The following is a 12,207-nucleotide window of genomic DNA, read 5'->3' on the forward strand; positions in this document are numbered from 1 at the left end:
TTAATGACCTCCCATGAATTTTTCAATTTTTTTCGGGTCGTCATGAATACCAAACTTATCAACCAACGTTGCAGTGGCTTCATTCATCCCCTTAATTTCAATATCAATGCCTTCACGTAGAAACTTAATCACCACTTTATCTAACGCGCTGACGGAAGTGATATCCCAAAAATGAGCATGATTCACATCGATAATCGCTTTATCAATGTCTTCTTTAAAATCAAAGGCATTAACAAAGCGTTCCGATGTGGCAAAGAAAATTTGTCCCCGAACTTCATAATGATGTACCTTTCTGTCTAGTCTTGATATAACTGTCATGTATCTCGCGACTTTATTGGCAAAATTAAGCGCGGCGATGAGCACCCCGACAAGTACCCCGTAAGCCAGATTATGGGTCCAAACGACAACAATGACGGTGGCTATCATAACGATGCTGGTTGATAGCGGATGGACTCGTATATCGGCAAGGGATTGCCAAGAAAAGGTTCCAATTGACACCATAATCATCACAGCAACTAACGCCGCCATAGGGATTTTTGATACCCAATCATTAAGAAAAACTACCATTAGCAATAAAACAACACCCGCAACCAGTGTCGATAATCGACCTCGGCCACCCGATTTTATATTGATAATGGATTGACCGATCATCGCACATCCCGCCATCCCGCCAATAAATGCAGTGGCCATATTGGCAATGCCTTGCCCTTTACATTCTCGATTTTTATCACTGGTTGTATCCGTCAAATCATCCACAATCGTTGCGGTCATCATTGATTCCAATAAGCCAACAACAGCTAGAGCTAATGAGTAGGGCAATATGATAAGTAGCGTTTCAATGTTCAAGGGAATATCGGGCAAAAGAAAAATAGGCAAACTGTCAGGCAAAACGCCCATATCACCAACCGTTCGGATATCAAGACCAAGCCATATTGAAATTATCGTTAATACAACAATACACACTAATGGCGAAGGAATGGTTTTATTGGCTAATGGAAACAAATAGATAATCCCTAAGCCTGCCGCGGTCATGGCATAAACATGCCAACTCACATTGGTTAACTCAGGAAGTTGGGCTAAAAAAATCAAGATAGCTAGCGCATTAACAAATCCCGTTACGACAGAGCGTGAAACAAATCGCATTAGACTACCCAATTTTGAATATCCTGCGATAACTTGAAATATCCCAGTTAAAACCGTCGCGGCTAATAAGTACTGAAGACCATGTTCTTTCACCAGAACAACCATTAAGAGCGCCATGGCACCTGTTGCTGATGAAATCATGCCGGGGCGTCCCCCGATGAAAGCAATAATCACTGAAATAGAAAAGGCAGCGTATAACCCGACTTTGGGGTCGACGCCTGCAATAATTGAAAATGCGATGGCTTCAGGAATTAACGCTAAAGCAACAACAATACCGGCGAGGACATCCCCACGGATGTTACCCAGCCAGTCCTGACGAGATGAGGACAACAGCATATTAGACTACCTTGTAATCTATCAATCCCAAGATGGGAGAGCATATTTTAAATAAACGAAATTATCCCAAAGAAGGGATGTGGAAATTGGCTGATTTAGCATCAACCTAAAAGGAAGGAGGTATCTCAGGGTGGCGTAAGGCGCATAATATGATCAGCTGTTCCTATGAATTGTATGTTTTTTTAAAATACCAATATCAACGACCTTAAGCAAGTACCGGATTAACATGAGCGTACTGATGCCCTGCATCAGTACGCTCATCATGATAAATATCGTCAGTGATTTACTTTACTCTGATGCCTTGTTTATCAACAATAACCTCGCCATCTTCTTTGATAAATTCACGTTGTTGCGAATGAGGTAATATATCCAAAACGACTTCTGAAGGTCGGCAAAGCTTAGTTCCTACTGGTGTAACAACAATCGGTCTATTAATCAGTATTGGGTACTGCAACATAAAATCAATGAGTTGGTCATCTGTATAAATATCTTTTTCTAAGTTTAATTGCTCATACGGCTCAACATTTTTTCGTAATAACGCCCTTACCGTAATTTTCATATCGGCAATAAGTTGCACTAACACATCTTTAGTTGGAGGCGTTTCTAAATAATAAATGATCGTCGGCTCAACGCCACTATTGCGGATCATGGCAAGGGTATTACGTGATGTACCGCAATTCGGGTTGTGATAAATTGTAATTTCATTCATGGGATCACTCTTAATTTAACAGTGAGAGTCGAAGTACTAAAGTGATAAGTGTGACGGTGAGTACAGGGATCGTCATGATAATTCCCGTTTTAAAATAATATCCCCACGTAATCGTCATGTTCTTTTGTGATAAAACATGTAACCACAACAATGTAGCCAAACTCCCTATCGGTGTGATTTTAGGCCCCAAATCGGCACCAATCACATTGGCATAAACCATTGCTTGTTGAATTAGCCCTGACGCTTCACTCCCTTCAATGGATAAAGCACCAATTAATACCGTTGGCATATTATTCATTATTGAGGATAAAAATGCAGTTATAAATCCCGTACCAATTGTTGCTACCCATAACCCTTTGTCTGCAAGGTAATTGAGCGTTTCAGAAAGATAATCGGTTAACCCCGCATTTCTTAAACCATAAACAACCAAGTACATACCTAAAGAGAAAATGACGATTTGCCACGGTGCTCCACGTAATACTTTTTTGGTATTAATCGTATGGCCTCTGGCTGCAATCACCCAAAGAATTAAGGCGCCAATAGCCGCAATTGCACTCACTGGAATACCTAATGGTTCTAAGACAAAGAAACCAATAAGTAGCAGTACCAATACCAGCCAACCTGCTTTAAACGTTGTCATGTCCTTAATGGCTAAAGTCGGTTCACTCAGTTTGGTAACATCATATTGTTTAGGAATATCTTTGCGGAAAAACCAATGCAGCATCGCTAATGTTGCAATAATTGCTGCAATATCCACTGGCACCATAATCGATGCATATTCAGTAAATCCAATATTAAAGAAGTCCGCAGAAACGATATTCACGAGGTTCGAAACAATCAGCGGCAAGCTCGCCGTATCTGCAATAAACCCAGCAGCCATGACAAATGCTAATGTTGTGCCTTTGTTGAAACCAAGTGCCAATAACATCGCAATCACAATGGGCGTTAATATCAATGCTGCGCCATCATTGGCAAATAAGGCCGCAACCGTTGCACCCAGTAACACGATATAACTGAATAACAGTTTTCCTTTACCCCCGCCCCACTTGGCAACATGTAATGCAGCCCATTCAAAAAAACCACTTTCATCTAAAAGTAGGCTAATGATAATGACGGCAACAAATGTCGCTGTGGCGTTCCAAACTATGTTCCAAACAATCGGAATATCTTGAAAACTAATTACACCAAAAATCAGTGCTAATACTGCCCCTGCTGTAGCACTCCAGCCAATACCCAGTCCTTTGGGCTGCCAAATAACAAAGGTGATCGTTAAAATAAAAATGAATGCGGCAATAAACATAACAACCTCATTTAAAAGGTGCTTTTGTGCACCTTTTATTTTTAGAAAATAAAACTTACTCTGCGAGCTGACTTAATGCAGATATCCCCACAGGCTCTGTTTCAAGCAAAGGAACAATAGCAACACGTTTTGCCAATGTTGATGTCACTTTTTCTATCTGTGTAGCTTCCTGCTCTGCCCTAGAAAGTAACAATGGTGAGGTTGTTTCCGTGATAGATAGACTGTTATTGATCACCCACGCCCACGGATGTATGTCTGCCCGTATTAAATCATTTTGCAAATTTTCCGCCTCAAGCACAGGCGTTGTTTCAGCGAGTGTCGTAATAATGACTTTGGTGCGTTCAGGATCTTGTAATTGCATCATCGGCGTTAAATAGTGGCCTTTTTCACCCATCTTCTTAGCAATTTCTTTATGGTATGCCCCTGTTGCATCCAGAAGTAATAATGTATGCCCAGTCGGCGCAGTATCCATGACGACAAAACGTTTACCCGCGTCTCTAATGATGCGAGAAAAAGCCTGAAATACCGCAATTTCTTCTGTGCATGGAGAGCGTAAATCTTCCTCAAGTAATGCACGCCCCTCTTCATCTAAATCTTTCCCTTTGGTTTCTAAGACATAATGACGATAACGCTCAGTTTCAGCGATAGGGTCAATTCGGCTAACTTGAAGATTGGGTAAAACACCATTGAGGGTTGATTCAATATGCGCGGCTGGATCAGATGTGGTCAAATGGACATCAAGCCCTTTTTCTGCCAATTTAACTGCGATTGATGCCGCAATCGTTGTTTTCCCTACACCACCTTTGCCCATTAACATAATCAGCCCATGCTGTTGCTGAGATATTTCGCCAACCAGTTCTGACAAGGTAGGTAAAGAAATAGGTTGTTTTGTCGGGGTAATAATTGGAACTTGTGGCATGTCATTAGATAACAACTGCTTCAGTGCATCGACTCCGACCATATTGATATTTTGTAAATAAAGAATATCGATAGGTAACGAGCGTAATGCTTCAGGCATAGATTCCAATGCCGTTTGCTCGCGGTTATAGAGTGCATGGGATAACTTATCATTTTCAGTCATCGCCTTTTCAGGGAAAACACCATTGACTATTAATTGCTGATTTTTGATACCCAGAGATGACAACTCGCTATAGGTTCTCGCCACTTCCCTCAATGCCGCTGATTGAGGCCGAGCAACTAATACTAACCGTGTTAGTGATGTATCACTCAATGCTTCCACCGCCATGCTGTATTGCTCACGTTGTTTATCAAGACCAGACATTGGCCCTAAACATGACGCACCATCAGGATTGTCACTAATAAAATCACTCCACGCACTCGGGAGTTGTAATAAACGGATGGTATGCCCCGTTGGTGCAGTATCAAAAATGATATGGTCAAATTGTCCCGTAATTTCGGTATTGGTTAACAACCCAGTAAATTCATCGAAAGCTGCAATCTCTGTGGTACAGGCACCTGATAGCTGTTCCGTAATACTTTGAATTACCGCTTCAGGTAAACTTTCTTTGATTGGATTAATAATTTTGTTTCGATATTCTTCGGCTGCGGCTTGAGGATCTATTTCAATAGCAAATAAATTTGGAACCAATGTTATCTGTTTAATATTGTTTCCGATCGATTGAGAGAACACTTGCCCAACGTTAGAAGCTGGATCAGTGCTCACCAGTAAGACTTTTTTTCCGTCCTCTGCCAATTTAATTGCTGTCGCACAGGAAATAGAGGTTTTACCCACACCACCTTTCCCAGTAAAAAATAAATAATTAGGTGTGTTATCTAAAAATTTCATTTTATTGCTCCTGTTAACAACACGTTTTGTCATTACCGCAACACGATTTAACTATTTCGGTTTTTTCAATATTCAGGCGAATACCAAACCATCTTGCTAGCTCATGTCGTTTCGGGTATCGACCAGTCAGCACAATCTCGCCATCAAGAATCAATAGTGGAAGTGACTCGGCACCTGCGGTTTCCAAAAATGCTTTTGCTTTTGTGTTGTTAACGAACTCCATAGGCTCTTGCGCTAAATTAAAACGCCTTATACTTGCCCCTTGTTTTTTTAACCAATCCACATCTGTTGCGAAATCGACTAATGCTTGATCGACTTCGGTTCCGCAAACACCGGTGCTACAGCATAATGCGGGATCAAATACTTCTAGTTTTTTCATCGCTCAACCTTATATGTGTTTTTTCAAATATGTTAACTTAAAAATTTTTATATAGAACAGCTACTCGCAGGTTCTTTTGTCTCTAGACTCTTAAGCAAATCTGCAACTCTATTTTTCTCTGTGGCGTAAGTGACATCAATGATACTTTTCACCCACGGTAGTAATGCAGGAGATAAACGATAATGAACCCATTTGCCATGTTTTGAATTGAGCAAAAGACCTGATTCTCTTAGCATTGCTAGGTGTCGAGAAGTCTTTGGTTGCGATAAATTCAAGGCTGTATAGATATCACAGACACATAGCTCACCAGATGCTTTCAAAAGCAACACGATATCGAGCCTGGTTTGGTCACCTAAAATTTTAAACAGCTGAAGTGGCTCCATATTTTCTCCTATGCTTAATATATATAACGTACACGTAATAAACATATTCGTCAAACTATATGTGTTACGCGACTATAAATTGCCTAAAAAGTTACTTATAACCATAATCATTTATTGTCGGATAATAAGCTTCATATAAAAAGATACCTAACACATTGAGATAACTAATACAAATTTACTTCATTAATTTATTATGGCTAATTGGGTTTACTTATAACCGTCTGCTAATGAGTTTAACCCATCAAGTTTGGGCTAGTTATTTAATCTATAATAAGGCCTAGTTCTATAAGGCTTTGTATCAATGATAGAATGACAATCTAAATATTTCGAAGAAATATGATCTAAGTCTCTAACGCATTGATTTATTAAGATAATTAATGAATTGTCTTTTTAGCTATTAATAAGTGTAATAAGTATCATGACAATATTGATTATATCAACTAGTTTTCTTCCTTAAAAACGTAAAAAAGCTAAATTTTTATGTTAATGTGATTAGATATATTATGCAATTTATCGTCATCAAACCGCAAAATCAGGGAGGGACAGAGAAGATGCTATTAGTAATAGAAAATTTTTTACAAGGGAAGCGTAATCTGATAATAATAGTAGTATCAGTTAGTATTAATTTTTATTTTGGTGATTTCATCATGAAATAGATATGTTAACTCGAAAATAATCATTTAATATCAATTAATTGTTCAGGTTTTGTGCTTGGTGCTGACTAGAAAAATCTATTATTCATATCAACATATAATAGATTTTATGTATCATTTTTTTACACAATGAGTTTCCCAGAGCCTATCAAATTCATCTTGATGGTTAGGAAAATGGGTGAATGGTTTAACGAATCTATAACGATATGTTTCGGTATCAGAGTCTGTTAAAGGGGCTCTGTTGTATTTAAACCTAACTATGATAACGTGTAATTGCGCTATTTTTAGCTAAAAACTGAAGTAATAGGCACACTGATCCTAGTCCGCAGTTTGTAACCATCGTTTTTTAGCCATTTTATCCTGCCTTTCTGACAGCAAAGTGACTGCATGTATTCCTTTTTCCGCACTAATAAATCTCAGTCAATTTCCACATAAAATACATTGGTGCAGTATTTAAAAATCCTTTAATCAGTGCCGCAAAGCTAGGTTTTTCGGGTACGTTAGAGTGTAACATATCCAACGTGTCATACACTTTAGGTAATAAGCGCCCATGTTTGCGATTAGCTAAAAAACCGTAATAGCGGATCATTTTAAAATGCTGTGCGGGGATATGATTGACATAGCGTCGGATCATCTCTTCTTGGGATAAGTCTGTCGTCGGTATTGCTGGCTGTGGTGATCGTAATAATGATGGACCACGGAGCCCTCGCTGTAGTGTTTCAACTGAGACGCCGAGATAGGGGGACGTTTAAAGTAGCGCCCCAGATATTTCACATTATGCCAAACTCCTCGGGTCTTTTTGGCAAAATGCACTTTCCAATAACGTTGAAACTGGGCGTTAAGGTAACGGCACTACGTCGGATAATCGCGAATGTGTCCAAAGCCCAGCAATGTGTTGGGCGGGGGTTGAAAATAACTATCCGAAGGAGCCGAACGACCGCACTACGCCAGACTTTTTCGACGTCTTTCTTTTTGAAAAAAATCGGCTTCCAGGTGTCATATTTCGTGAGACCTCCTCTGATCACCGACACATGAATATGGGGATGTTGATTGAGCTGGCGACCATAAGTATGTAAGGCACAAAAAATGCCAATTTCGAGGCCTTGGTGCCAGGCATGTTTGAGCATGGTGCGGGTTGCACAGCGAAAGAGTTAGTTGAGCAAGGGCCAGTTATTGTTGAAGAAAGGTCAAAACAGATGGGGCATCGTGAGGGTGATATGTTGCTACTCGCAATCCGGCAAAATATGGCGCTGCTGGGCAATCCACTGTTCGGTGCCTTTGAGGCCGCAGGCACCGCAATCTTTTCAACACAGAGGAGTTGCCATTCATCGACAGGGTTGTTATCAATGAAACGGTTCCATCCGTCATCATATTGGAATAGCAATTTAGCGGGTCTGGGAATATGCATGGAGTAGATTATAAAAGACGAGAAGGGAGTTACCTAGAAATAGAGCTGCTCTGCCGCGATGTTCACGCCGTAGGAGTGCTTATGTTCATGGATAGTAGTGAAGTGGTTAACTAATATTGGCCACGTCATTAGACTGTTTGTAGAACTGCCGCTCTGATTCATTGGGGGTTAATCCGCCGTTATACCAGTGGGGTCTGATGCTACTTAACCCTTGATATAACGAACAATGCTGAATTCTGCTTCTTTCGGGGGGGGGCATAACCCATTGAAGGCATCCACTCATGTTTTAAACTTCTAATAAATCGCTCCATTGGGCTGGTATCCCAACAAACACCTTGGCGACTTAGGCTTTGACCATTTGATAAAGCCATAATCGCAGACGATACTCAAGGCTGGGATAATGGCTGCCCTGTCGTTATGAAATATCAGTCTGTTTGGCTGTCCCCGCATTTCCCCAAGCTATATGCAGGGCTTTTAAGGTCAACATGGTATCGGGGAGACGTGGATAGTGCCCAATCAACGGGTTTCCGTGCAAATAGGTCTAACACGACGGCGATATACGCCCACCGTTTTCCTGTCCAAATGTACTTTACATCATCGCACTACACTTGATTGGAAGTTGTGACAGCAAATTGGCGGCCGAGTAAATTAGGGATATCCGACATGTTCTTTTGCCCCGCGCTTATAGCGATGTTTCACGTGTTGGCAACTCCTAATCCCGATTTCCTTCATTAACTTACCGGCAAGATAACGGCTCATCTTCACACCGTACTATGTCGTGATTATTGTGGCGATAGCCTTTGTGCCCGCAGCGCCGCCACTTAAGTTCCAAGCCTCTTTAGCTAAACTTCGTTTAATCGATCGAGCTCCGTCCGGCACGACATTTTTATTCGATGATGCCAATAACGATAGCTACTACGATGGTGTTCAAAAAGTTGGCATAGCGTTGTGACGGGGTAATGCGCTCTTAGTTTGTCGATTATTGCGAATCCTTCAATGAGTCCGACATTAAGAGCTCCCTAGTTTTTTATAATTTCGTTTTTCTATTTCAATATGTTATATCTTTTCTTTCATTTCACGAAGTTCAAGTTATTCCAGGGTAAGCGGAAGTCCCGTCGGAATTTTACCTTGATGCTCTAATCGCAGTTTTTTAATCCATCGATTAAGTGCGGCAAAACTAACGCCCATTGTCTGTGCAGCTTTAGCCACTGAGTAATGATGATTAACCACCATTTTAGCGGCATCGAGTTTAAACTCTGCTGAATATTGCTTAACTATGTGCTCACCTGTGATGTTATTGAAGTAAGAATATCACTTCTAATCAGGTGGTCAAATTAACTATGCCACTTCATAGATACGCTATTTACAGTATTAATTGACTACTTCAATGAGTAGTAAGTGTTGGAATAGATGTGAGCAAAGATTCCTTAGATTTCTTCTTATTATTAAATCAAACCAAGAGCGGTAGTAAGTTTCGTTATTTTAAAAATCGGGAAGTCGACAGGAGTTTATCATGAGGCGATAGCCTTATATTTACACTCAATGAATTTTCAAATCATCATTTCAAACCTAGGAAAAGCAAAAAAGTACTCATAATCATTAGGATTAATTCATAAAACTGATAAATCCGACGCGTACACCTTCGCAAGGTGCGGTGATGTACAATATAAGTATGTTTTATTATGAAAACTTGAGGTAAATAATGTTAGAAACATTAAATCACAGTCCGCAGTGGAAAAAATCGTTTGAGAGAAAGTTAATCGACTTGAAGCTAGTCGGATTAATACCTCTTATGACCGAGTGCTGTTATCAATTTTACGAATGACCCATATTCTGGATATTGAAATCAAAGGTATCGAACGGGAGATTAATGTCACTATTTCAGCCTGCCCAGTAATAAATAAGAGCCATGACTTACTTATGAATGTTGTAGGTATTGAAAAGGTAATGTCCAGAGAGTTGATGTATTTATTATCAACCAAAAATATCTCAACTGAAAAACTGGCAGCTGCATTCGTTGGTATTACGCCAAGGCTAAATGAGTCAGGTTCATTTAAAGGCAAAACAACATTGAGTAAAATAGGGCCATCTAGAATCCAATTATAAATATTTTTAGCCACAGTTAGCACTGGTACACATCACCCAGATATCAAAGCACAAAAAAAGACTTTTGTCTGTTGGAAAAATAAAGATACAAGTATTAGGGGCTACAATACGAAAGCTGATTCAAATCTATTTTGGGGTTATAAAAAACAATCAAGAATCAATATCATAAATTAGAGACTTGCACTTGCTATTAGCCTAAGGTTGGACTAGTGGATGTAACTGATATAGCGAACAACATATCTTACTAATTTCGTAGTTGCGTTCGGTGGTTACGGATGTGTAGATAGCTTAATGCTAGTAACGTTCCCGATTTTTTTATAGAAAATTCTTAGTATAATATAGATAAAGTTATACGATGGAAGCTAAAATAATTGAGTTCCTAATCCATTAAAGAAATTAAGTAATAATACAACTGTTGCCCCCATAATTGCCGATATTTTTTATAGTATTAGATTTTGACTGTAAATTCAAACAACCCCAAAAAAATCATTTTAAATAAATAGGTAATACCAGCGATAAAAGATGGTAACAAAGCATACAGGTTTAATTTTTATGTAAATTAAAATTCTAAATGTGTTTTTTAATTTATTTCTTGCATTTCAAGATATAAAAAAAACTCTGCCCAACTTTTATTTAAAGTCCGTAAAAGTTTATTTAGCTGAGCTAATGTTAATGGAGTAACACCTAATTCATAACGTGAAATTTGTTGTTGACTGACGTTAATTAATCTTGCTAACTCTTTACCTGTCAAATCGTTTTCTTTACGTGATTTTTGCAAAAAACGACCCACAACGATATTAATATGGGGTGGGGTGCTCATAATATTAACATACCTCTAAAAATATAGAACAATAATGTGTTGATCATAATGTTATCCAGAATGAGAGTAAAAATGATTATACCGATCAATTCAAGCTAGATTGATCGGTATGGCCTATTGATTATCTTTGTATCGATCGGTAAAACTTAGTAAAAACTCTTTAGGTGGGTTAAACGTAAAAAAAAATATATATATTTGTTTATATTACAGTTGGTTGATTTTTATGTGAATGTAAGAATATATTTTAACAAATTTTTTAAGCTCAAATAAAAATTTACAAAAATCTACATTAATAATATTTTGTAATAAAATAAATGTGGTAGGTTATGATTTATATCAAATAGGCATTATCTGATTCACATATAAGGAGTAAACGGGTATTTCCGCTAGTGTTAACATTATTAAAATCATATGTATGACTAGTCTTAATAAATTAATAACTAATACTAATTTACTGTGTATAAATTTAAAATTGTAACTAAATGTTTAAAACTCTTTTTTGGAGTAATTTATTGTTGTATCCTTTAAAAGGTATTCAGCCTACACTTATTCGTCTATTAAATAAATTAATGAAGGTAATTTAAATATGAAAATAATTCCTATTTTAGTCGGTATCACTATGGGGGTATCTAATTTTGCTTTTGCAGCACCACAAATCATATTTCAAGGAGAAGTTTCAGCTCAGACTTGTGAACCGTTAGTGAATGGCTCAACAAATAGCACTGTTTTATTATCAACAGTACGCAGTAGTGATTTGACAACAGCAGGTTCAACAAGTGGCTTTAGACCTTTTACAATTAGCCTCATGAATTGTACTGCGCCGACAGATTCAGATTTGAATATTAACACCGTATTTTTAGGACATAATGTCACAGCAAACGGTAATTTAGGAAATGCCGCACCAGATAATGAAGCTACAAATGTAGCGCTTCAATTGTTAGATTCTGAAACAGGTACTAATCCTATTATACTTAATGGGCCAACATCAGTTCCAGGACTAGTTTTAGGGAAAGATTCCACTACAGCTAATTATAAATTCGGAGTTCAGTACATTTCTGAAAATGGTAATGCAACACCGGGGAAAGTAACTGCAGTTGCAGAATATACTCTTAGCTATTTATAGAATACTTTAGAGCCTTGATATTATTTAAGGCTCTTTTATT

Annotated in this window: 9 protein-coding genes and 2 pseudogenes; 2 read left to right on the plus strand and 9 right to left on the minus strand. The window is 38.4% G+C overall.

The features are described 5' to 3' along the window. From PR808_RS16225 to PR808_RS16275, 8 genes and pseudogenes are all read right to left on the minus strand, one after another. Entirely contained in the window at positions 1-1,479 is a 1,479-nt protein-coding gene (locus PR808_RS16225) for a SulP family inorganic anion transporter (RefSeq protein WP_272539659.1), read from the minus strand. Between the two features lie 283 nt (positions 1,480-1,762). Beyond that, on the minus strand, positions 1,763-2,188 hold the full coding sequence (arsC, locus tag PR808_RS16230; RefSeq protein ID WP_272539660.1) for a glutaredoxin-dependent arsenate reductase: 426 nt from the start codon (positions 2,186-2,188) through the stop codon (positions 1,763-1,765). 10 nt (positions 2,189-2,198) lie between these two features. Next, positions 2,199-3,488 (minus strand): arsenic transporter, encoded by a 1,290-nt coding sequence (locus tag PR808_RS16235; RefSeq protein ID WP_272539661.1) that lies wholly within the window; start codon positions 3,486-3,488, stop codon positions 2,199-2,201. A gap of 55 nt (positions 3,489-3,543) precedes the next feature. Further along, positions 3,544-5,295 carry an arsenical pump-driving ATPase gene (arsA, locus tag PR808_RS16240; RefSeq protein WP_272539662.1) on the minus strand — a complete coding sequence of 584 codons (1,752 nt, stop codon included), beginning with the start codon at positions 5,293-5,295 and terminating at the stop codon, positions 3,544-3,546. 13 nt (positions 5,296-5,308) lie between these two features. After that, complete coding sequence (gene arsD, locus PR808_RS16245; protein ID WP_272539663.1) at positions 5,309-5,674, minus strand: arsenite efflux transporter metallochaperone ArsD; 366 nt, start codon at positions 5,672-5,674, stop codon at positions 5,309-5,311. Between the two features lie 47 nt (positions 5,675-5,721). Then, the gene (locus PR808_RS16250; protein ID WP_272539664.1) at positions 5,722-6,057 is read right to left on the minus strand and encodes a metalloregulator ArsR/SmtB family transcription factor; all 336 of its coding nucleotides are present in this window, start codon (positions 6,055-6,057) and stop codon (positions 5,722-5,724) included. 971 nt (positions 6,058-7,028) lie between these two features. After that, positions 7,029-8,118 (minus strand): annotated as a pseudogene (locus PR808_RS20710) (IS91 family transposase). A 106-nt stretch (positions 8,119-8,224) separates the two neighbouring features. Continuing rightward, positions 8,225-9,351 (minus strand): annotated as a pseudogene (locus PR808_RS16275) (IS3 family transposase). A 588-nt stretch (positions 9,352-9,939) separates the two neighbouring features. Between PR808_RS16275 and PR808_RS16280 the strand changes: the two are divergent. Beyond that, positions 9,940-10,224, plus strand: coding sequence for a transposase (locus tag PR808_RS16280; RefSeq protein ID WP_272539669.1), 285 nt, complete (start codon positions 9,940-9,942; stop codon positions 10,222-10,224). Positions 10,225-10,804: 580 nt separating this feature from the next. On the opposite strand, the gene PR808_RS16285 is transcribed toward PR808_RS16280, so the two are convergent. Continuing rightward, the gene (locus PR808_RS16285) at positions 10,805-11,002 is read right to left on the minus strand and encodes a helix-turn-helix domain-containing protein (protein WP_272539670.1); all 198 of its coding nucleotides are present in this window, start codon (positions 11,000-11,002) and stop codon (positions 10,805-10,807) included. A 628-nt stretch (positions 11,003-11,630) separates the two neighbouring features. On the opposite strand from PR808_RS16285, the gene PR808_RS16290 reads away from it, so the two are divergent. Next, positions 11,631-12,167 (plus strand): fimbrial protein, encoded by a 537-nt coding sequence (locus PR808_RS16290; RefSeq protein WP_272539671.1) that lies wholly within the window; start codon positions 11,631-11,633, stop codon positions 12,165-12,167. The last annotated feature ends 40 nt before the right edge of the window (positions 12,168-12,207 follow it).

The sequence above is a fragment of the Providencia sp. PROV197 genome (genome assembly GCF_028479625.1).
In the GTDB taxonomy this organism is placed as follows: Bacteria; Pseudomonadota; Gammaproteobacteria; order Enterobacterales; family Enterobacteriaceae; genus Providencia; species Providencia vermicola.

Bases quoted from the DNA above. Each gene is read 5' to 3' on its own strand.
- arsC (WP_272539660.1), bottom strand. From the start codon at position 2,188: ATGAATGAAATTACAATTTATCACAACCCGAATTGCGGTACATCACGT.
- PR808_RS16290 (WP_272539671.1), top strand. From the start codon at position 11,631: ATGAAAATAATTCCTATTTTAGTCGGTATCACTATGGGGGTATCTAAT.
- PR808_RS16225 (WP_272539659.1), bottom strand. From the start codon at position 1,479: ATGCTGTTGTCCTCATCTCGTCAGGACTGGCTGGGTAACATCCGTGGG.
- PR808_RS16280 (WP_272539669.1), top strand. From the start codon at position 9,940: ATGACCCATATTCTGGATATTGAAATCAAAGGTATCGAACGGGAGATT.
- PR808_RS16235 (WP_272539661.1), bottom strand. From the start codon at position 3,488: ATGTTTATTGCCGCATTCATTTTTATTTTAACGATCACCTTTGTTATT.
- PR808_RS16250 (WP_272539664.1), bottom strand. From the start codon at position 6,057: ATGGAGCCACTTCAGCTGTTTAAAATTTTAGGTGACCAAACCAGGCTC.
- arsD (WP_272539663.1), bottom strand. From the start codon at position 5,674: ATGAAAAAACTAGAAGTATTTGATCCCGCATTATGCTGTAGCACCGGT.
- arsA (WP_272539662.1), bottom strand. From the start codon at position 5,295: ATGAAATTTTTAGATAACACACCTAATTATTTATTTTTTACTGGGAAA.